Consider the following 21,359-nt stretch of genomic DNA (forward strand, 5'->3'; position numbering starts at 1 on the left):
AGAAAACCTCCATTTTATTAGATCATTTTTATCATCGGTTTCATCGCTTCGAACGGATTTTTACATGCTTTACAATATAAAATGCTGCGGCAGGCCGTTGGACCGAATATATTTTCCATCGTGACATAAGTAGATTCACAATACGGGCAATCCACATGCCATGATCCATCTTTTTTCATTTGTCGAGGAGGAGGGGAGATCCCGAAAACCTTCAATCCAGCTTTCCCCTTTTCCGTGATTCGATCAGATGTCCAGGAAGGGGATCGTAAAAATTCCACGCTTACTTTTTTTACGGCAGGCAGCTGTTTAATGGCTGTTTCCACATTTTTTTGAATGATTGACAATGCCGGGCACCCTAGAAAAGTTGGCAGCATTTTCACCGAAACGTCCCGGCCCGAAACCGTCACGTCTTCAACCATCCCTAAATCCAGAATACTTACTGTATCGATTTCGGGATCTTTAACGTCTTCCAGGAGTTTATATATTTCTTCTGCGGTTAACAGTACGGTCGACATGATACCCCTCCCCTTTTTCTATTGGTTCACCATGAAGCTGATTTATCGGTTGCGTACACTTCACTTAACGTTTCTATCGCCTTTTCCAAATCTTCCGTATGCCGGCCACTACGTCCATCACCTTGGGCCATTCCTATTTCAAGAGTCGTTGCCAAGCCCACACTTTCAAAAATTGGGGTGACAGCCTCGATCCATTTCTTCTGTAAGGCAGCTTCGCTTTCTATCAAGCCAAGCTCGACCATCTCTTCTCCATATTGTCCAAGTGAAAATACTCCAGCAAAATCCGGCATCGTTTTCTCAATCGCTGCATTCATTCTCGAAACCGCCTCTTCGTGACCAGAACCCAGCAATTGGACGAACCATGTTTTCCAGTGCATCAAATGATAATAAAGTTCCATCTGTACCTTTTGTGCCACTTCAGCAAGCGGTTTATATGAACTTGATTGAAGGGATTGAATCTTAATCGCTTTGGCTTGGGTATAAAAATAATTCCGCACTACCGCAAACGCCCAATCATAATCCGGGTCTTTCATATAGTATCCAGGACCATTGACCAATTCGAGAATGATCGCATTACGCCGTTCCTTGGCGGGACGGTCGTGAGCCAGCTTATCTACGTCCCCTTCACCTAGTTCATCCAGTAATTTATAATATATGGTTGCATGCCCCATCGTGTCTTGAGATATCGAAGCCGATGCAACATCTTCTTCAATATGCGGTGCGAGTCCAAGCCATTCCGAACCTCGGTATGAATGGATGAAATCATCGTCCGCCAGTTGAAGCAGCAATTCTTTGATAGCGATGTTCTCCAATGATTCATTCCTCATTCTTCACGCCTCCACCCCAAGACATTATCTCTTTTTCATCGAGCATTCCCTGCTCATACTTCCGCCACTTTTTCTTTAAATACCCATACCCTTTTGTGGTCCTGTAATCTTTATTATCAATACGTTGAAGCGTTTTCTTTTCCTCAATCGTCATTTTCCGTATATTCTGTCTTTTCACTACCCAGATATCATCAACTGCTTCACGTCTCATGAAATTTTCTTGCGCCATCATGATGGCGATATCCTCATTGGGAGCCAGCAGGCTAAAATGGTATTGAACGGGTGAAGATTGCGTTTTACGGCTAAATACTTCAAATTCTTCAAAGTAAGTTTTTTGTCTAGTTTCCATATCATCCTTCCCCCTACCTTAGATGACCTTTGGCGCTAACGCCTCACGTACCCATTTATTATTTTCATAAGAAGTTCTTCGAAGACGTAAACGATCCTGCGAAAGGGGCCCTTCATTCCTTGCGAACACCTTCAATTTCCCCCAATCAGGTTGTTTGTAAATCCAGGTTTCAGAATCTTTATCAAACCTAAGTGTTTCATCAGGAATGGTAAAGCCGAGTGAAAGGATCCGCTTCACATATTTAGAAAAAAAGGCTTGGCGAAGCTCTTCATTCGTACTGGTTCTGATTCTGTACTTAATCGTTATATCCTGTTTGGATGAGCCCACTTCATTCTTACTGGGAGGTCCAAAAAAGAGTAATAAAGATTCCCACCAATAATTGATGGAGTCTTGAACCAATTTCCTTTGTTCTTCCGTTCCTTCAGCCAAAGCCATGATTATCGCTTCACCATGCTGTGCATGAAAAACTTCTTCCGCGCAGATCCTCAGTAAAGCTCGAGCATAAGGTCCGTATGAAGCCCCAAGCATGTTCGTCTGGGAGATGATGGCTGCCCCATCAACAAGCCAGCCAATCAATCCTGCATCGCCCCAGGATTTGGCTTCCATGTGGAAGACATTATGAAACTTTAAATCTCCATTAAATAAATCTTGCATAAGGTCATCCCGTTTTTTGCTGTACGGCTTTAGCAAATCCTCGGCGACTCGAAGCAATAATTGTCCATGTCCCATTTCATCCTGCACCTTAGCCATGATTCCAAGTTTTCTATTTAAGGTCGGGGCTTTAGGCACCCATTCTTTTTCGGGAAGCGCCCCCATGATTTCACTGATGCCATGCATCGATATTAACTTGATTAAAGTGCCGCGGTAATCGTCCGGCATCCAATCATCGGCTTCTATCTTTTCTCCTGCTTCGATTCTGGCAATGAATTGATTTAGCTTTTCTTGTTCAGCCATATCATTTAATTGAACGTTCATTCAAATCACCTCTCTTTTTATTATATAACGTTTATATAACGTTATTATATTTTACAGTTATATTTAATGCAAGACTATTCCGTCTTTTTTTGAAATAAAAGGAAATTAACAGGAGATTTTATGATATTTTTAATCACCATGATGCCTCCTTCCCTATTTCAAATTGGTTCTTTCTTCTCTTCTGATTAAACCTATTCTATGAAGGGGCTGCACTTTTTATTTGACCGTCAGAGTTCATAAGGTTTTTCACCGCGAATTTACGATAGGCTCGAGCATTAAAGCTTCGTCAACGGCAGAATCGCCAACAAGGAACATCCTTTTCCATGAACGAATCCAGGTCATCCAACGTATCTCCATCCAGTTATCAACTGGTCACTTCATCTTTCCGCTTATCAACGACACGAATGGCTTTTCCTTCTGAACGCGGAATGCTTTTTGGAATGTTGACAACAATATCCATCGTTACAAGACATGCGGATTTCATATGATGCTGGATCGTTTTCTTTAATATCTCTACATCTCCATGCGTTAAGTCTTCTTCAATCCCCTTATAGAAACCGCTTTCAATTTCAATATGCAGTTCAACACCGTCCATTTTCCCCTTCTTAACGAGATGAATCTGATAATGAGGCACTATTCCCTCCATTTGGAATAAAACACGCTCAATTTCAGAAGGAAATACATTCACTCCCCTGATTATGATCATATCATCCGTTCTGCCTTTAACGCGGGACATTCTTGTTGTGGTCCGTCCGCATTTACACGGTTCATGGGTAATGGATGCGATATCACCAGTACGATAACGAATGATTGGCAGCGCTTCCTTGGTAAGGCTGGTAAAGACCAGTTCCCCATCTTCGCCGTCCTCAACTGGCTCAAGTGTGTCAGGATTAATGACCTCAACAAGGAAATGGTCTTCTGCGATATGCAGTCCTTCCTGCGCTTCCTGGCATTCTATCGCAACTCCTGGACCCATGATTTCACTTAGTCCGTAAATATCGATTGCTTTCAAATTCAGTTTTCTCTCAAGTGTAGCTCTCATTTCCTCAGACCACGGCTCAGCTCCAAAAATCCCATACTCTAACCCATTATCAGCAGGGTCAATCCCCATCTCTTCCATCTTTTCAGCGATATTCAAAATATAAGTAGGGGTTCCGCAAATACCGCGAGGTTTAAAATCATTGATGATGGTAATCTGGCGATCGGTATTTCCACCTGAAATGGGTACGGTGGCAACTCCTAGCTTTTCTGCTCCGTAATGGAGACCCAATCCGCCTGTAAACAGGCCATATCCATATGCATTATGGAAAATATCCGACTTACGGCCTCCTGCAGCTACAATTCCACGTGCGACGATCGTTGCCCAGTTTTCCAAATCGTTTTTCGTATACCCGACAATGGTAGGCTTTCCGCTTGTTCCGGATGAACCATGAATGCGTGTTACATCCTCCATTGGAACGGCGAATAAACCGAATGGATACTGATCACGAAGAGTCTGTTTTTTTGTAAAAGGAAGCTTTGACACATCGTTCAGATTTTGAATATCTCCTGGATCAAGGCCCATCTCTTCAAATTTCCTTCTGTAATAAGGTACATTTTCATATACACGGCTTATCGTTTTTTTGAGGCGTGCCATCTGTAAACTTTCCATTTCAGCACGCGTAGCCGTTTCAACTTCCGGATTGTACATCGTTTCAGTCCCCCCTTAATTTTGCTCGTGTCCCATCCGATTCTCCATATATAACGGTAACAAAACGGATATTATATAATTGTTATGCTTAATTTTAAGATTAATACGTCATTTCTACGTTGTCAATAATGTTTTTTTGATTTAAGCAAAATGGCCGAATAGACAAAAAAAACATTAACTAAATTTTCAGACTATATTAATTTTAACAATGATATATCATTTTATCAAACACTCGTTTTAAAAACGTATTAAAATATTAGGAAAACAATTTTCCTGAAGTACTGTTCATAAATATGTAGAGCAGGCAAAGGGGTGATTCCCGATTTGGAATCACCCCTTATAATGGACCCAACCCGATAATCAAAGCCTTCTCCCTAGTTATTGACCGCAATACTGGAATCTATCACTTTTATCCACTCCCCACGCTCCCTTTCACTTATGACATTATTTTTATAAACTATTTTCCCTCTATTAAAGGTAGCGGTGATTCGGCAAGGAAAGGAATGGCCCATATAAAGGCTTTGCTTATGTTTCGCGAAAAAATTCGTTTCCGAAGCATCATGCGGAACATCAAGGGAAACGATGGCAAGATCTGCATCCATTCCATCCTTAATTTGTCCTTTTCTGGAAGAGAGACCAAATCTATTTGCCGGGGCTGAAGCTGTCCACTCAGCTACTTTGTGAAGTGGGATATCATGCAATACAGCCAATTCTATCATCGACATCAGTGAAAATTGCCCCCCGCTTATTCCACCCCACGCTTCGAAAATATTATGTACGCCAGGGTCTTTCAACTCATAAGGACATGGTGAGTGGTCGGAAGAAATCATATCGAATTTCCCTTCCATTAAACAGGCTATCAATCTTTCTTGTTCTTCTCTTTCCCTTAGTGGGGGAGCACATTTTGCAACCGCACCTTTTTCTATTAAATCACCCTGATTGAATAATAAATAATGTGGACACGTTTCAACCGTTACATCCAGTCCCTTTTGTTTGGCTGATTCAATTTTTTCGATGGCCAAGCCACTACTAATATGAACAAAGTGCAGGGCACAGCCTGTTAACTCGGAATATGCAATGGCACGTTCCACAGCCTCCGCTTCTGCTTGCACAGGTCTTGTGGCTGCATAATCATTCGCACTGAATAGTCCATCCTTCTCTTTTTCTTGCTTCAGCCATTGAGTGATCGAATCACTTTCCGCATGAAGGGCCAAGACCTTGCCCAATTCTGCAATTTTCTTCATACCATGTAAAAGGGTGAAATCATCCGCACGCTCAAACTCATCATTTCCCGTCTCTGAGAGAAAAGCTTTAAAACCGATGACTCCGGATTTTGATAACTCCTCTAATTCATCAATATTTCCCGGGACCAGCCCTCCCCATAATCCAAAGTCTATAACTGATTTCCCTTCACCGATCTTGCCCTTTTCAAGGAGAGCCTTTCGATCGATGGTTGAAGGGATTCCATTCAATGGCATATCGAAATATGTGGTGCAGCCTCCCGCTGCCATCATTTGCGATCCTGTTTCAAAGCCTTCCCAATGAGCGCGGCCAGGTTCGCTAAAATGTACATGGACATCAATCATACCCGGAAAGATATGTTGGCCATCCGCATCATACTCTTCATCCGCTTTACCACCCAGACGATCCCCAATCTTAACAATCACCCCATCTCGGATTGCAAGATCAGCTTTCTTCACTTCATCTGGAAAAACTACATACCCATTGCGGATAATAAGATCATATATTGACATACGGATCACTCCTCCAAAATATTTTTATAGAATCAAAGAGATCCCCTGGATGCAGGCACTTTCTCCGTTTTTCCCACATACACATCGAGTGCAGCCTGCAAAGCCTCTCCCCGATTCACTTGAAACCCCTGGCGCAAAAGGACAGCTTCCAAGGAGGCCAGTACAAAGAGGATGTTTTCTTTCCTACAACTGAATCCCATTGTGCCGATTCTCCAGATTTTTCCGTGAAGCGGACCAAACGAGGAGGCAATCTCGATACCGAATTCATTCAACAGCATTGCTCGAACGGCTTCCCCGTCGATTCCTTGTGGAATTTCGATACAAGTTACACAAGGAAGTTTGTTTTTCCCATCCCCGAATAACGTTAGTCCCATCGCCTTGACCCCTTCAACGAGAGCAGCTTCGTGGAGTTCATGACGGGCAAATCGGGTTTCCAGACCTTCCTCAAGTACCAGGCGCAAACCTTCACGTAACGCATAAATCATTGAAGTCGCTTCTGTGTGGTGATTCAAACGGCGCGGTCCCCAATAATCCTGCAACATGCTTAAATCGAAATAATTACTGGTGATGGGACGGCGGATTGAAATCTTTTGGTTGTCTTCATCTGTTGCAATACCACGTTCCACCTTTTTGCGGGACTGGATGATTTCTTCTATTCGCTCATTATACGTAATCGGCGCCATACCCGAAGGAACGGACAAGCATTTTTGAGTCCCGCCTATCAATCCATCAATGCACCATTCATCCACCTTTACATCCGTTCCCCCGATGGACGCAACCGCATCCACCACAAGCAGGACACCCATTTCACGGCAGGCCAACCCGATTTCCTTCAATGGCTGCATACAGCCCGTGGAAGTTTCCCCATGGACGATTGCCGTTATTTTAGGTGAGACTTTCTTGATTTCCGCAATGACTGCTTGCGGGTCGAACACCTCTCCCCAAGGACATTCGATCGTATGAACCTCAGCTCCGTATCGCTCACAAATTTCCACCAATAAATGACCGAATCTTCCGAAGATGGGAACCAGAACTTTATCTCCCGGCTCAATGATGCTGCATAGAATCGCTTCATTTCCTGATCTTGAAGTGCCATCTATCGGGAACGCCCATTTATTTTTCGTTTGAAAAACCAAACGCAACATTTCCATCACTTCATTCATGATATTAGTGAATGCAGGATCGAATTGACCTAATATCGGTGTGCTCATCGCTCTTAAAACACGTGGGTCCACTTCGACTGGACCTGGCGTCATGATCGTTCTAATCGGTGCATTCAATTCTGAATATGCCATTTTACCCAACTCCTTCAATAGGCTAATTTATATAGTATTTCGCTTAAAACATCGATTCCCCTTTCCAAATCCGGAACACTCGTAAACTCCTTAGGCGAATGGCTGACTCCGTCCTTACTTGGGACGAACAGCAGGCACGTCGGACAAAATGAACCAAACACTTGCGCATCATGCCCTGCTCCGCTGATCATATCCTGATAAGGTATATTTTTATCTTCAGCAATTTTGCGGACAAGGCGATTCATTTCCCGATCCATCGCAACAGGTTTGACATCCATCCATTGTGAAATCTCCATCTTCATATCCGCTTCTTTCGCCAAGGCATCGAAAGCCGCAAAGATTTCCTTACAAAACCTATCAAGAATCACTTCCTCGTGATGCCTGATATCGAGACTGAATTCCACTTCACCAGCAATGACATTCGGAACATTAGGTTCAACATCCATTCTGCCAACCGTAGCAACTAAATCTGAGTCCATCCCCTTCGCTTTTTTCGTTAAAAAAGAAATGAATTCCGCAGCTGCACTGACTGCATCCTTCCTGTAAGACATAGGAGTGGTCCCCGCATGATTGCTTTCACCAATGATTTTCACCGTATAACGGCGCTGCCCGACAATATGGCTGACGACCCCGATCGTATTCTCATTCTTTTCAAGCACCATCCCCTGTTCTATATGAATTTCAACGAATCGGTCAATATCATCGCGGACGGGGGGCATATAGGCTTCAGGTTCAAATCCTGATTTTTTCATGGCTTCCAAAAAAGAAATTCCCTCTGTATCTTTTAAATGCTTTACGTTCTCAAGACCATAGACTCCTTTGATATTCCTCGATCCCCAAAACGTCAAGGGAAATCTGCTTCCTTCTTCCTCACAAAAAGAAACGACTTCAATCGTCTTCCGAGGCTGCCCATAGGCTTTAAACAACCTCTTAACTGCCAGGAAACTAGCGATGACCCCATATGCACCGTCATATTTCCCCCCATCCTTGACCGTATCTATATGAGAGCCGGTCAGAATGGTTTCACCGGTGGAATCCGTCCCCTCAAGCCTGCCAAACATGTTGCCTACACTATCAAAATATGTAATCAGGCTTTCTTTTTCCATCTTTGCTTTCATTGCATGCTGAGCGCTCATCCATTCCTCGGAATATAATAAACGGGTCACCCCATTACTCTCCGTTGCCCCGAAAGATGCTAACCATTCAATCATCGAAGCAACATCATCCTTTTCATCTATGAATTTCTCGATTTGAATTGCCATCACTTCGCTTCCCTTCTCAATATCCATTAATGTTATGAATATTCACAAATATATGTTATCTACTATTTTACTTCTTTTCGCATATAACTTCATTGGCAATTCTGTTAGTATTTCGGTATTTTTTTATGCAAAATAACCAATGGAAATCCAATCCAATAATGCCTGTAAAAGAAGAGAGTGCCCACTAAACATGGACACCCTCTTCCTCTCAACTTGTATAATTCGAACCTAAGCCCAATTCCCTTAATAGCTGACGATACGCAATCGACGTCTTATCAGCGGCGATATGCGCTTCCGCTTGTAAATCTAGAGGCAGCTCCTCCGGCTTTTGATTTTCAACCATTTCCTTATCTTCATTGAAAATCTGTAAATTGAATTCATAGGTATCTTCTATCGGAGCATCTAAATCGAAGTTACGGGCCATCGGCGAAAACATTCTTGTCTTACGTGCAGAAACTGGACTGGCACAGTTCAGGATATGAAGTTTTCCGTCCTCCGGGAAGTGGACAGTCAGTCTGGCCGCCAGCGGTGGATAGATATCAAAAACACGGAGCCATTCAAAGTTGGCAGGTTCTAAATGCTGCATGTCTTTGCCATAATTACTGACGGAACTTAAGTATTCCACGTGCAGGCCATATTCCGTTTTTTCAACTTTATAACTAGGAACGAGAGGATTGTTACGATCAGCGAAGCTTTCCGAATGTACCCAAGCAAAGTGGGACACATCCAAAAAGCCTTCCATCTGCCGACCGGCTGAACCAGCAATGTCAATGGATGGAGGCAGGATGTTCAAATATTCATCATCTTCCCATACCGGTAACTTCGGAATATCCACTTTATCGCTCGAAATCGATGTCCAAACTAAACCGTAGCGTTCTACCGTGGGATAAATATTAATGCAAAGGCGCGGGGATATTTTAGCATTGGGATGTGCAGGAATCCCAGTACAATTACCTTCAGGGCCATATCTAAAACCGTGGTAGGGGCATACGATATTATCATCTTCCACCCACCCCATGCTTAATGGCACACCACGATGCAGACAAAGGTCCCTCGCAACGATAATCTTCCCACTAGCCCGATAAAGGACAAGGTGCACATCGAGAAGCTTAATGCCTATCGGTTTTTCCGACACTTCCTCGACTGCAGCCACAGGAAACCAATATTGCGATAATACATCCCAGTCCTCTTTGCTGAATGTGCATTCTTTCGGAAACGGCGTGACTCTTTTTTTCTTACTTGAAGCAACTGTGCCTTCACTCATTTTATCGTCTCCCTTATTCCCACGTTAATTTTTATAAATATTAACAAAATTCAGTCATTATGTCACTAACAATGTTACAAAACCTTACACACAAACCCTTTTTTGTCTCCTCAACAAACCAAACAATGAAATTTGTAAGATATGCCAAAGGAATTGTATGATATGATAATGAAAATCCGCAAAGCATGTGAGTAAACAGAGGGATTCAGATAAATATCAGTTACATGCACTAATTTAAAACCGATCAATTCCCTGGATTCACATAGAGCTTTATTTATAAAATCACTTCAATAATCTAATTTTCCAGAATGAGGTGTTTCAGATGAAGGTAACCGAACTTTTAACATTGCCCGCATTATCCGGCATGCATTTAATTGCTGGAGGAACAGGGATCGAACGCGAAGTCCAGACTGTCAATATGATGGATGCTCCAGATATCATCAACTTTTTAAAACCAAATGAATTCCTTGTAACCACAGCTTATCACGTAAAGGACAAGCCACACCTTTTGTCATCACTTGTCGAAGCGATGGCAAATCAAGGTTGCGCAGCCCTAGGGATAAAGACACAGAGATTCCTAAAAGAAATACCCGAGGAAGTACTGGTTCTAGCCAATGAAATATCCTTACCAATCATTGATCTTCCGGCAGAATTGTCACTTGGGGAAATCATCAACCATACATTACGGGCGATTTTGGATCAACGGGCAGCTGAATTGACTTTCGCCATGGAAACACATAAGCAATTCACAAACTTAATCATGCGGGGTAAAGGGATTCAAAAACTGCTTGATCATTTATCGAATATGATTGGATACCCCATTTTATTAGTTGACCAGTACCTTAAACCGATACTCCATCCAATCTCAACATCCGGAATTATTCCAATAATCAAAAAAATGAACAGTGAAGGATACCGATTTCATAAAACCCTAGCTTCGTTCTTTTCATTTTCATCTCTATCCAATAAACAAACCTATACCGTATTCCCCATCTATATGGATGAAGAAAAATTTGGCTATTTGACGATATCAGGAGAAATCAAGAATAGCGATAACCTGATAACACTGACGATAGAGCAGGCAACTAATGTCATTTCTTTTGCCTTGATGAAAGAACACGCCCTTAAACAGCATGATCGGAATATCCGAAATGATTTCTTCCTTCATTTCCTGGATGGGAGTTTCTCTTCACAAGAGGAAATCATAAACCGAGCAAAAGAGTTTTCCTTACATAATGAACAAGCCTATATATGCGCAGTCGGAAAAATCGATGAATCCGAATCAGCCAAAAGTTACACACAGCTGCAACGAAGGGCTGATTCGATATACGAGTTTTTGGAAGATGAGCTTCGCCTTTCACCTAATCCCATTCATCTCTTTACAAAAGGTAAGAAATGCATTCTTTTATACGAAGTGAATGAAGTCTCTGGCGATGTTCTTCAATATGTCGAAACCTCGCTAAAATCATTGCAAAAGATAACAACCAGCCAATTCGACTGCACGATATCTTTCGGAGTGAGCCATATGAGCCCGAATTTTTTACAGACCAAGAACGCTTACAAAGAGGCGAACGACTCCCTTCTGGAAGGAGGTCTTTCGAAAAGGACAGAATACATCCAGATATTCCGGACGAAGGATATTATGGAATTATTGAGAATCATTCCCGAAGAAGACCTAATGAATTTTTACCTTTTCGCATTACAGGGATTTTCAAAGATTTTCACCGAGGAGGAGCAATCCTTACTACAGACATTATCAGTCTATCTCGAAACGCATTGCCAAATATCCGAAACTGCCAAAAGATTATTCGTTCACCGTAACACCGTTGTATACAGACTCGAGAAATGTGAAGAGCTGCTCGGCAAGAGCTTAAAAGATTCAGAGACCACACTCCAGATACGACTTGCCCTTCGCATTAAATCCTTACTTAATATATAAAACCCAATCTCTCCTCCCTTCACTTTATGCAAGTTGTCTATATCAACAACCAAAAATTGTCTAATCTAACTAATGACAATTTTCTGATTTTTTATTATGATGGTATTAATCATAACAAAGTCGCGTGATATAACATGACAACCCATTAGAGGAGGGAGATTTTTTATGAATGAAAGAATTAATAAGTCCAAGGCCTTCTCGTTAGGTCTTCAGCACGTTCTTGCCATGTATGCTGGTGCAATCTTGGTACCGATCATCGTCGGCGGAGCATTGGGGTTCACTTCTCAACAGCTTGCCTACCTTATTGCCATTGATCTATTAACCTGCGGAATCGCTACATTATTGCAATCCTGGAAAAATAAATATTTTGGCATTGGCCTCCCGATAGTATTGGGAACGTCTTTCGTCGCAGTCACCCCGATGATATCCATTGGCAGCAATTATGGCATTTCCGCTATATATGGATCAATCATCGCCGCTGGGTTATTCATCATTTTATTCTCCAACATATTTGGTAAACTGCTTAAATTATTTCCGCCTGTCGTGACCGGTACCGTCGTCATCATCATTGGATTATCCTTAGTGCCCACCGGCATAAAGAATATGGCTGGCGGTTCTGGCAGCAAAGACTTCGGTTCAGCCGAAAACTTAATGCTTTCTTTCGGTGTCCTCGCTGTCATTCTGTTAATCAATCGCTATTTCACAGGATTCATACGCGCCATTTCCGTTCTGATTGGCATCATCGCAGGAACGGTCGCTTCAACATTTTTTGGGAAAATGAACTTTTCCACCGTTGTCGAGGCTTCTTGGTTCCATATCCCTGCTCCTTTCTACTTTGGTACACCCACCTTTGAACTAGCTCCCATTCTTACGATGATGTTGGTTGGCACAGTCATCCTGATCGAATCCACTGGCGCATTCCTTGCTCTCGGAAAAATAACAGATAGGGAATTGAGTGAAAAAGATATTGTCAAAGGCTACCGCGCAGAAGGCCTGGCATTCATTTTAGGTGGCATTTTCAATGCCTTCCCTTATAGTACATTCGCGCAGAATGTAGGTCTCGTTCAATTATCCGGAGTGAAAAAAAGAACGATCACCATTGTAGCCGGCTTCATTTTAATCGGGCTTGGACTGGTACCGAAAATCGCAGCTCTCGCTACACTGATTCCTACTGCCGTCCTCGGGGGTACTACCGTCGTCATGTTCGGAATGGTCGTTTCATCAGGAATTAAAATGTTGAATGACGTCGATTTCTCGGATCATGCCAATTTATTGGTCATTGCTTGTTCAGTCTCACTCGGACTGGGCGCCACCGTCGTTCCCGAGTTATTCTCGAGCCTGCCGGAAGCAATCCGTATCGTTGTCGGTGATGGAATCATCACAGGAAGCCTGACAGCCATCATCCTGAATTTGATCTTGATTCCACGCAAGAAAAAAGCCGCCGATAGTACCATCCCCGATTCAGATCAGCTAATGGCAAAAAGTATATAAGAAGGAGACTGGAGATGATTACCCTTACTTCATTAAATGCACTAAGCGAAAAGGAATTTACGAAGTTCCTTGGGGATACTTTCGAACATTCACCTTGGATTGCAGAAAAATCGGCAGGCAATAGGCCCTTTTCTTCAATAATCCACCTGCATCGATGCATGGTGGATATTGTAGGAAATTCGTCAAAGGAAGATAAGTTAACGTTAATCAGGAAGCATCCGAACCTTGGGGACAAAGTTGAAATGAGTGATGATTCGATTAAGGAACAGCATGGCGCCGGTTTAAAGGACCTTACGTCCGATGAATATGAAGATTTCATATCATTGAACCAGAAATATATGGATAAGTTTGACTTTCCATTTATCCTGGCTGTGCGAGGCAAAGATAAAAATGACATATATCAATCGATGCTTACAAGGATTCACCATGCAGAAGCAGCCGAGTTCGATAAGGCCTTAACTGAAATTTATCAAATAGCCCTATTTCGTTTACAGGATAAAATTAAAATTGAAGGAGAGAATTTAATGAAAAATAAATCAGCCGCACAAACACTTAGTTATGGAAAAGGGAATGTTTTTGCCTATAGGACCTATTCGAATCCTTTAACCGGAATCAAGCAAATTCCAGAATCCACTTTTTCAGGAAGAGATCATATCATTTTTGGCACGAATGTAAAAGTTTCCGTTGGCGGCTCCTCTTTTCTTCCCTCATTCACGGAAGGAGACAATTCCATGGTCGTCGCGACTGATTCGATGAAAAACTTCATCCAAAGGCATTTAGCTACATTCAAAGGCGCAACATTAGAAGGATTTGCTTCATATGTGTCAGAAGCCTTCCTAAACAAATATCCTCAAATCGATACTGTTAAGTTGATTGCCGAAGATATCCCTTTCGAAGCAGTGACTGAAGCAACGGATCCCCAATTGAAACCGAGTGACCTTGTATTCAAAAAGTCCCGCAATGAACGGGCCAAGGCTGCCGTCGAAATCATCCGTGGGGAAACTGGCAACGAGATCGTTCAGCAAAGCAGTTCCATCCTCGACCTTCAATTAATCAAAGTAAGCGGGAACTCTTTTGTCGGTTTTGTCCGTGATGAGTATACGACGCTTCCCGAAGATGGAAATCGTCCGCTTTTCATCTATTTGAATCTCCATTGGGTCTATGAGGATCAAAAGGATGCATTCGGCATGGCCCCCTCTAAATACGTAGCTGCCGAACAGGTAATCGATATTGCTACATCCGTTTTTCATGAAATGGAAACTCCTTCGATCCAAAATCTGATTTATGAAATCGGCTGCCGCATTTTAACTAGATTCCCTCAGCTTCTTGAAGTTACATTCGAATCCCAAAACCACACATGGGATACAGTCGTTTCCGAAATACCGGACTCTAAAGGAAAGATATATACCGAGCCGCGCCCGCCATATGGTTTTCAGGTCTTCACCGTTAAAAAAGAAAATCTCAAAAACAACAAAATCCTGGCTGCCGCTGAAGAAAACATCGGTTAAGGAGTATATATGCCTGGTATAACAACACATATATTGGATTTAATGCATGGCCAGCCAGCCGAAAAAGTGACGATTGAATTATACTTTTCCGAATCATCCACCGCTAGCTGGCAGCTGCTCCAGTCAGCTGTCACAAATCCAGACGGGAGGCTCGATGTCCCGCTGCTGAACGCAGAAAACACAAAAACGGGAAACTACGAAATCGTTTTTCATATCGGGGATTACTTCCGGAATAAATCCATCGAACTCCCTGATCCGCCCTTTTTGGACCTGGTTCCCGTCCGATTCGGACTATCTTCCCCATCCTCTCATTATCATGTGCCCTTGCTCGTTTCCCCATGGGGCTATCAAGTATATCGTGGAAGTTAAAGAAACTGCCAGAGAAGATCACCTCCTTCTCCGGCAGTTTCTTGTTTGATTGATTACAGTCAGGATCGTTCGTTCCACTTTTAATCCGAGTAATAAAGATCTATTATAGATTGCAATATCTGGGATACTTCAAGAATAGAGTTTTGGAACGTAGATGCTAGGTATCACCTCAAGCGGAACCGCAAGAAGGTCACGGTCGAGGACAACGATATCAGCAAGCCAAGCTTCCCTACTTCCAATGTCCCTAATTCACGCTCCCCGAATGTACCAATGGCCAAGCCGCCAGTATACGCTTATAATGCTTCGGCAAGGGCGTTCCGTTCATGTTGATGCCATACTACTTTTTTTCCACTGCAGTCGATTCTCGTTACTGCACGATAATCCTTTGTTTGTTCCCTTTTTTGAAGGGGATGGGGTTGGAAGTATTTCCTTTTGTAATATTGGGTCGTATGTATCGACACGACGGTCTCTAAAGAATTGCAGAATGTTTCTAGTCTTTTCTATTTCTTTTAAATCAATCTCTTGTACAATAATTCCTTCTTCATCATCAAGTGAAGCTAAAATATTCCCTAATGTATCGCTAATGAATGAACCACCGTAAAAATTCATGTCTTTTTCCTGGCCTACTCGATTTGTTGCAGCAACGAATACACCATTAGAAATGCCATGAGCAGAAATTGCCTTTTCCCAGGATGGTCTTGTTGATATCTCAGGATGATCTGGCTCTGAACCTATGGCAGAAGGATAGAATAATATCTCTGCACCTTGTAAGCTAAAAATTCGGGCAACTTCTGGAAACCACTCGTCCCAACAAATCCCGACTCCTATTTTTCCATAAGCAGTTTCATAGACAGGATACCCGGTATTGCCTGGAACGAAATAATATTTTTCATGATACTGGGGACCATCCGGAATATGATTTTTTCTTGTAATCCCTAAACATTCTCCATCCGCATCAAATACAGCTGCACTATTAAAATAAATACCAGCACCTGCTCTTTCGTAAAAAGGAACAATCAAGACGATTCCTAATTCCTTTGCTAATTCACCCATTTCGGCTAATGCACCACTATCTACATCTTCAGCTAAATCATAATTTTCCACACTAACCGTTTGTGGAAAATATTGCGAAGAAAATAATTCTTGTAAGCAAACGATTTGCGCACCTTTATTTACTGTTTCTTTTATTTTCTCTATCGTTTTTTGAATATTTTGCTCAATGAATTCTCCGCAATGAATTTGAATAAGACCAACTTTTACTTTTGACATTTTCTCACTACCTGACTTTTTTATTTTTTTATCTTATACAGTTGGGACGACCTGGTTTTCATATACAACCTTTCCATCCATAATCGTCATCTTCACTTCAGTTTCAAGAATTTCCTCTGTTGATATGCTAAATAAATTTTTATTTAATACTGCGATATCCGCTATCTTTCCTGCTTCCAATGTGCCTAATTCTTTTTCCCTAAAAGACCCGAATGCTGGTGTAGCCGTGTAATATTTTAATGCTTGTGCTAAAGTAACTCCTTCCGACTCCTGCCACGCATTCCCGGTTAAATCTTTTCTGGTGATTGCCTGATAAATACCCATCATAGGATTTAGGGGTACTACAGGAAAATCTGTACCAAAGGCAATTTTAGCACCAGTATCTTCTATTGTTTTGATAGGATAATAGAGAGGTTGTTGTTTTTCACTAATTCTAGCTGTATATGCCTCACTTTCCATTAATTCAATATGTTTGGGTTGAAAGGAAGCGATTACACCTAATTCCTTAAAGCGATGGACATCGTCTGGATGCAATACCTCCACATGTTCAATGACATGTCTGGCATCTCTTTCTCCATTTACGTTTCTTGCTTCTTCAAATGCATCCAATGCTAAGCGGACAGCACCGTTACCAATAGCATGGAAACGAATTTGAAATTTTTCCTTATCTGCCTTTTTTACTAATTGTTTAATTGTTTCAGCTGGATAAGTGGTCCCGCCTCTTGTTTCAGGACGGTCTTTGTAAGGCTCCAATAAAAAAGCGGTATGACTTGTCACAACACCATCTATAAATTGTTTTAATCCAGAAAAGGTAAGCTTGTCTGACTGATAATTTATTTGTAATTCCTTTGCGACAGCTAAATCCATTTTTAACTCCGGAGAAAAGTGAATTCTAGTTGTAAGTAACCCTTCTCTATCAAATTCCTTAAAAATTTCAAGATCGTCTAATGGGTTTGGCGCTATTTTAGCTCCGTATAAATCATTAACGGATGTGATTCCCAGTCTTTTTGTTTCATCGAGAAAACCTTGGAATAGTTTTACACGTTTTTCTTTCGGTAATTTATATGCATGTTCCGATGCATACCCAATTGCCTGTTCAAATAGAAGGCCTGTCAGTTCCCCATTATCATCTTTTCCAATTTCTCCATATTCCGGGTCTGGGGTATCCTTCGTTAATTGAATCATTTCTATTGCTTTACTATTGATCCATGCGTAATGCACTTCTGCATTGAATAATAAAACGGGACGATCAAAAATATATTTATCTAATGTTGTCCTATGTGGTAGCACTTTCTTTTTCCAATTGGTATGATCCCAGCCAATACCAAATATCCACTCATCATTTGGTCTTGTTTCTGCAAATTCACCTACTAGTTTAGCTACCTCTTCTTCTGAAGTAGCATCAAATAATTTGGCACTATCCTTCTGTAAAATGCTTCCCATCATTATGTGCATATGAAAATCATGAAATCCCGGAATAATTAGTCCCTCTTCCATGTCATACACTTTAGTTCGATCCCCAATGTATGAATATATTTCTTCTTTAGGACCGATCTCAACAATTTTATTATCTTTAATAGCGATAGCTGCTTTTATTGGCTCATCTTGTAGCCCAGTAAAAACTTGTTGACCAGAAAGAATGATGTCTGCCTTTATCATTTTTGTCCTCCTTGATAAATCTAGCTTTTATGCTTGAATTTCATTTTCCTTCGCACTATCAATAGAAAGCTCTGGTGGTCGTTCACTAAACATTTTCGTATTGGAAAGGAGCATGATGAAACCTATTCCAAACCATCCTAGTCCGAGTAAAAGTGCCTTTGAATCAAGACTAGTCCATAACCAAATTGTGAAACTGGTTCCAATCAGAGGCAATATTAGGTATTTTAGTTTGTTAATTCCGTTTCGCTGTTTCTCCCTAATAAAATAATGAGAAATAACCGAAAGATTAACAAATGTAAATGCAACGAGCGCTCCAAAGTTAATAAAGGATGATGCTGTCACTAAATCAATAAATAAAGCAGATAAAGCAAAAATTCCCACTAAGATAATGTTGTGTGTTGGAGTTTGAAATTTTGGATGAATATGACCAAATATTTTCTTAGGAAGAACTCCATCTCTTCCCATCGCATACAAAAGTCGCGATACACTTGCGTGAGCTGATAAACCAGATGCTAGGCCCCCTGTAATGTATCCTGCTAGAAAAATAGATTGAAATAAATTACCCCCGATGTATATAGCAATTTCCAAGGCAGCAGAATCTGGATCTTTAAAGGCTTGGAAATTTGGGTAAACAAGGTGACTGATGTATGAGATGGCAATAAACAGACTTCCTCCTATTAATGCTACGAGGAAAATAGCCTTTGGTATTATTTTTTTAGGATTAATGGTCTCCTCTGAAAATGTAGTGACAGCATCAAATCCTAAAAAAGATAAACATAAAATAGAAGATCCTGCTAATACTAAGGATAGTGGTATATCTCCATTCACAAATGGAGAACCCATAAATAATGTCCCTGAACCCATTCCGTTTAGTAACCCTTTAATTGAGAGGAATGTAAATATAACTATTATTAAGAACTGACAGGCAACTAATAAAAGATTTATCTTTGTTGCTATTTTCACTCCGATTATATTTACAGTGGTGATTAAAATTACAAAACCAATTAACCAGACGGAAAAAGGAACGGATGGAAAATATGCGTTTAAGTAAATAGCGATTAGTAATCCATTAATCATTGGCAAAAATAAATAGTCTAATAGTATAACCCAGCCTACTAAGAATCCAATATGAGGATTAAGAGCCTTTTGAGTAAATGTATATGCAGAACCGGCAACAGGATACGCCTTAACCATTTGACCATAACTATAGGCTGTAAACAACATACCAACTAAAGCTATAATATAAGCGGCAGGTACCATACCTTTCGTTATTTCCGCAACAACCCCATAAGTAGAAAAAACTGTTGTAGGTGCCATATAAGCCAATCCAAATAGCACTAAAGGAAATACTGTTAACGAACGTCTTAATTTTGCATTCTCCATGTATCACTCCACCCTTAATCGTACTTAATTAACTTATATGCAAATATCATACCAAGTGAAGGATGATTATTTAGAGCTTGAATCAAAGTCATTTTCCTAATAATTACAATATACAGAATCTTCAATAAACTGATAGTTTTATGCAATCTTACATCAATTATTTAAGATTGCATAATTAGTCGTTAAAGACGGGTTCCATAAGAAAAGGAGCTGCCAAAGCAACTCCTGGTAAAGCACCTGTTAATTCAATATCAGTTATTTATACAAAATATCATCTCTTAGTGAAGCAACTTTAGTTAAAGCTGTATCTATGTCAGCTTCATTCACTCCAAAGTGAGCAAGTGCATCGCTAAGATGATTTACAATAGCATTAAAATGGGCTGGTTGCAGATCCATTCCTTGGTGAGCTTTTGCCATGGATTGTCCAGAATATTGTTTTGGGCCACCTAATGCAAAACTTATAAACTTTGTCTGATGACCGCGTTGTTTTTCCATATCCGTTTTTTCAAAAAAATGATTAACTGTATCGTCCTTAAGAACCAACTCAGAGTAAAAATAGTCCACAACTTTTGCAATCGCTTCTTCTCCGCCAACTTTTTCATAAAGTGTTTGTTCCATATATACACTCCTACTTTTTAATTAATAGGAGTATTCTCTGCAGAAAATTTGTTTTTATTCCTTATCTATTATTTAATCCTTTAATCGAAAAAAGCACCTTATGCAACTATGCCCTTTAAAATCGATAGAAAAAGTCTGCCATGGCAACACCTTTAATGAAGTAAAGCGCCTGTCAGTCATTAGGAAACGCCGATTCTAATTAAACGTGCCCTATTGTTGGAGTAGAACTCGGTGATCCATTTATCCCTCATCTATTTCAGCTTGTTGCTACTAAGATGCTGAGAATGCATAATTGATTTGGGGAATTCTTTATTACATTCACTGTTCATTACCTTTTATTTTACATATTCAAATTGGAATGTGACAAAATTGTAATCTAACTTCGTGTTACATCTATGGTGGAGAATAGGATGAATTTTATAGTATGTAACATGAGGAGGAGATTTACGTTGAAAAAAGTATTACAAACTAAAAACTTATCTAAATCCTATGGAAAGACACAGGTTTTAAAGAATATTGATCTGACAATAACTTCGGGTGAATTTACAGCTATTATGGGTCCTTCTGGTTCAGGAAAAACAACACTGATGAATGTGCTATCGACGATTGATAAATTTTCTGGCGGGGAGGTCTGGCTTGAAGAACAGGCGCTGTTAGATTTAAACAAAAAGGCATTACGTACATTTCGCCAAGAACGAATGGGTTTCATCTTTCAAGATTACAACTTGCTTGATACTTTAACGATCAAAGAAAACATTCTTCTGCCCCTTTCATTAAGGAAATTTTCTATAGATGAGATGGAAAGACGGCTGAGACCAGTCATTCAGGCATTGAATATTGAAGAAGTCCAGGATAAATACCCTACGGAAGTTTCTGGTGGTCAGAAACAAAGGGCATCATCTGCACGTGCCATCATTACAAATCCTGCGATTGTCTTTGCAGATGAACCTACAGGTGCGCTTGATTCCAGATCAGCAACACAATTATTGGAACAGTTAGCTACCTTAAATGTAACCTTTCAAACGACTATCCTTATGATTACACACGATTCGTATGCAGCAAGCTTCTGTAAACGAGTTATCTTCTTGCGTGATGGAGGAATCGTAAACGAGCTTTATAAAGGTGACCAAAGTCAAAGTGACTTCTTTGATCGAATCCTTCACATCCAGAGTGCCATGGGAGGGATTTAAAG

The 21,359-nt window shown here is 40.9% G+C and carries 18 protein-coding genes; 5 read left to right on the plus strand and 13 right to left on the minus strand.

Annotated elements, in window-relative coordinates:
* Positions 1-17: 17 nt before the first annotated feature.
* From paaD to QUF94_RS21800, 9 genes are all read right to left on the minus strand, one after another.
* A complete protein-coding gene (paaD, locus tag QUF94_RS21760; protein WP_289317667.1) occupies positions 18-515 on the minus strand; it encodes a 1,2-phenylacetyl-CoA epoxidase subunit PaaD in 498 nt (165 codons plus the stop codon).
* 26 nt (positions 516-541) lie between these two features.
* Entirely contained in the window at positions 542-1,342 is an 801-nt protein-coding gene (paaC, locus tag QUF94_RS21765; protein ID WP_289317668.1) for a 1,2-phenylacetyl-CoA epoxidase subunit PaaC, read from the minus strand.
* Complete coding sequence (gene paaB / locus QUF94_RS21770; RefSeq protein ID WP_289317669.1) at positions 1,332-1,691, minus strand: 1,2-phenylacetyl-CoA epoxidase subunit PaaB; 360 nt, start codon at positions 1,689-1,691, stop codon at positions 1,332-1,334. Before paaB ends, paaC begins: the two co-directional genes overlap by 11 nt.
* Positions 1,692-1,709: 18 nt before the next feature.
* Positions 1,710-2,666, minus strand: coding sequence for a 1,2-phenylacetyl-CoA epoxidase subunit PaaA (gene paaA / locus QUF94_RS21775; RefSeq protein ID WP_289317670.1), 957 nt, complete (start codon positions 2,664-2,666; stop codon positions 1,710-1,712).
* A 364-nt stretch (positions 2,667-3,030) separates the two neighbouring features.
* A complete protein-coding gene (locus QUF94_RS21780; protein ID WP_289317671.1) occupies positions 3,031-4,356 on the minus strand; it encodes a phenylacetate--CoA ligase family protein in 1,326 nt (441 codons plus the stop codon).
* Between the two features lie 374 nt (positions 4,357-4,730).
* Positions 4,731-6,110 carry an allantoinase gene (locus tag QUF94_RS21785; RefSeq protein WP_289317672.1) on the minus strand — a complete coding sequence of 460 codons (1,380 nt, stop codon included), beginning with the start codon at positions 6,108-6,110 and terminating at the stop codon, positions 4,731-4,733.
* Positions 6,111-6,142: 32 nt separating this feature from the next.
* Complete coding sequence (locus QUF94_RS21790; RefSeq protein WP_289317673.1) at positions 6,143-7,405, minus strand: pyridoxal-phosphate-dependent aminotransferase family protein; 1,263 nt, start codon at positions 7,403-7,405, stop codon at positions 6,143-6,145.
* Positions 7,406-7,419: 14 nt separating this feature from the next.
* Positions 7,420-8,667 (minus strand): allantoate deiminase, encoded by a 1,248-nt coding sequence (allC, locus tag QUF94_RS21795; RefSeq protein ID WP_289318469.1) that lies wholly within the window; start codon positions 8,665-8,667, stop codon positions 7,420-7,422.
* A gap of 208 nt (positions 8,668-8,875) precedes the next feature.
* Complete coding sequence (locus QUF94_RS21800) at positions 8,876-9,931, minus strand: aromatic ring-hydroxylating dioxygenase subunit alpha (protein ID WP_289317674.1); 1,056 nt, start codon at positions 9,929-9,931, stop codon at positions 8,876-8,878.
* A gap of 322 nt (positions 9,932-10,253) precedes the next feature.
* Between QUF94_RS21800 and QUF94_RS21805 the strand changes: the two genes are divergently transcribed.
* The 4 genes from QUF94_RS21805 to uraH all read left to right on the plus strand — a co-directional run bounded on the left by QUF94_RS21805 (position 10,254) and on the right by uraH (position 15,238).
* Positions 10,254-11,870: a PucR family transcriptional regulator gene (locus tag QUF94_RS21805; protein WP_289317675.1), complete on the plus strand. Its 1,617-nt coding sequence runs from the start codon at positions 10,254-10,256 to the stop codon at positions 11,868-11,870.
* A 165-nt stretch (positions 11,871-12,035) separates the two neighbouring features.
* Positions 12,036-13,361, plus strand: a complete 1,326-nt coding sequence (locus QUF94_RS21810; RefSeq protein WP_289317676.1) for a nucleobase:cation symporter-2 family protein — start codon at positions 12,036-12,038, stop codon at positions 13,359-13,361.
* A 14-nt stretch (positions 13,362-13,375) separates the two neighbouring features.
* On the plus strand, positions 13,376-14,869 hold the full coding sequence (pucL, locus tag QUF94_RS21815; protein ID WP_289317677.1) for a factor-independent urate hydroxylase: 1,494 nt from the start codon (positions 13,376-13,378) through the stop codon (positions 14,867-14,869).
* Positions 14,870-14,878: 9 nt separating this feature from the next.
* Entirely contained in the window at positions 14,879-15,238 is a 360-nt protein-coding gene (uraH, locus tag QUF94_RS21820; protein ID WP_289317678.1) for a hydroxyisourate hydrolase, read from the plus strand.
* Positions 15,239-15,559: 321 nt separating this feature from the next.
* On the opposite strand, the gene QUF94_RS21825 is transcribed toward uraH, so the two are convergent.
* The 4 genes from QUF94_RS21825 to QUF94_RS21840 form a co-directional block, all read right to left on the minus strand.
* The gene (locus QUF94_RS21825) at positions 15,560-16,507 is read right to left on the minus strand and encodes a carbon-nitrogen hydrolase (protein ID WP_289317679.1); all 948 of its coding nucleotides are present in this window, start codon (positions 16,505-16,507) and stop codon (positions 15,560-15,562) included.
* A 33-nt stretch (positions 16,508-16,540) separates the two neighbouring features.
* Positions 16,541-18,166 carry an amidohydrolase gene (locus QUF94_RS21830; protein WP_289317680.1) on the minus strand — a complete coding sequence of 542 codons (1,626 nt, stop codon included), beginning with the start codon at positions 18,164-18,166 and terminating at the stop codon, positions 16,541-16,543.
* A gap of 27 nt (positions 18,167-18,193) precedes the next feature.
* Positions 18,194-19,549: an APC family permease gene (locus tag QUF94_RS21835; RefSeq protein ID WP_289317681.1), complete on the minus strand. Its 1,356-nt coding sequence runs from the start codon at positions 19,547-19,549 to the stop codon at positions 18,194-18,196.
* A 255-nt stretch (positions 19,550-19,804) separates the two neighbouring features.
* Positions 19,805-20,167, minus strand: coding sequence for a group I truncated hemoglobin (locus QUF94_RS21840; protein ID WP_289317682.1), 363 nt, complete (start codon positions 20,165-20,167; stop codon positions 19,805-19,807).
* Positions 20,168-20,616: 449 nt separating this feature from the next.
* Between QUF94_RS21840 and QUF94_RS21845 the strand changes: the two genes are divergently transcribed.
* Positions 20,617-21,357 (plus strand): ABC transporter ATP-binding protein, encoded by a 741-nt coding sequence (locus tag QUF94_RS21845; RefSeq protein WP_289317683.1) that lies wholly within the window; start codon positions 20,617-20,619, stop codon positions 21,355-21,357.
* Positions 21,358-21,359 lie beyond the last annotated feature (2 nt).

Origin of the sequence: Peribacillus sp. NJ4, assembly GCF_030348345.1 — a bacterium.
Lineage (GTDB): Bacteria > Bacillota > Bacilli > Bacillales > DSM-1321 > Peribacillus.

Excerpts from the sequence above, each read along its gene's own strand:
- QUF94_RS21780 (WP_289317671.1), bottom strand. The coding sequence starts at position 4,356 with ATGTACAATCCGGAAGTTGAAACGGCTACGCGTGCTGAAATGGAAAGT.
- paaC (WP_289317668.1), bottom strand. The coding sequence starts at position 1,342 with ATGAGGAATGAATCATTGGAGAACATCGCTATCAAAGAATTGCTGCTT.
- pucL (WP_289317677.1), top strand. The coding sequence starts at position 13,376 with ATGATTACCCTTACTTCATTAAATGCACTAAGCGAAAAGGAATTTACG.
- QUF94_RS21785 (WP_289317672.1), bottom strand. The coding sequence starts at position 6,110 with ATGTCAATATATGATCTTATTATCCGCAATGGGTATGTAGTTTTTCCA.
- QUF94_RS21825 (WP_289317679.1), bottom strand. The coding sequence starts at position 16,507 with ATGTCAAAAGTAAAAGTTGGTCTTATTCAAATTCATTGCGGAGAATTC.
- paaB (WP_289317669.1), bottom strand. The coding sequence starts at position 1,691 with ATGGAAACTAGACAAAAAACTTACTTTGAAGAATTTGAAGTATTTAGC.
- paaA (WP_289317670.1), bottom strand. The coding sequence starts at position 2,666 with ATGAACGTTCAATTAAATGATATGGCTGAACAAGAAAAGCTAAATCAA.
- uraH (WP_289317678.1), top strand. The coding sequence starts at position 14,879 with ATGCCTGGTATAACAACACATATATTGGATTTAATGCATGGCCAGCCA.
- QUF94_RS21840 (WP_289317682.1), bottom strand. The coding sequence starts at position 20,167 with ATGGAACAAACACTTTATGAAAAAGTTGGCGGAGAAGAAGCGATTGCA.
- QUF94_RS21790 (WP_289317673.1), bottom strand. The coding sequence starts at position 7,405 with ATGGCATATTCAGAATTGAATGCACCGATTAGAACGATCATGACGCCA.
- QUF94_RS21830 (WP_289317680.1), bottom strand. The coding sequence starts at position 18,166 with ATGATAAAGGCAGACATCATTCTTTCTGGTCAACAAGTTTTTACTGGG.
- QUF94_RS21810 (WP_289317676.1), top strand. The coding sequence starts at position 12,036 with ATGAATGAAAGAATTAATAAGTCCAAGGCCTTCTCGTTAGGTCTTCAG.
- allC (WP_289318469.1), bottom strand. The coding sequence starts at position 8,667 with ATGGCAATTCAAATCGAGAAATTCATAGATGAAAAGGATGATGTTGCT.
- QUF94_RS21805 (WP_289317675.1), top strand. The coding sequence starts at position 10,254 with ATGAAGGTAACCGAACTTTTAACATTGCCCGCATTATCCGGCATGCAT.
- QUF94_RS21800 (WP_289317674.1), bottom strand. The coding sequence starts at position 9,931 with ATGAGTGAAGGCACAGTTGCTTCAAGTAAGAAAAAAAGAGTCACGCCG.
- paaD (WP_289317667.1), bottom strand. The coding sequence starts at position 515 with ATGTCGACCGTACTGTTAACCGCAGAAGAAATATATAAACTCCTGGAA.
- QUF94_RS21835 (WP_289317681.1), bottom strand. The coding sequence starts at position 19,549 with ATGGAGAATGCAAAATTAAGACGTTCGTTAACAGTATTTCCTTTAGTG.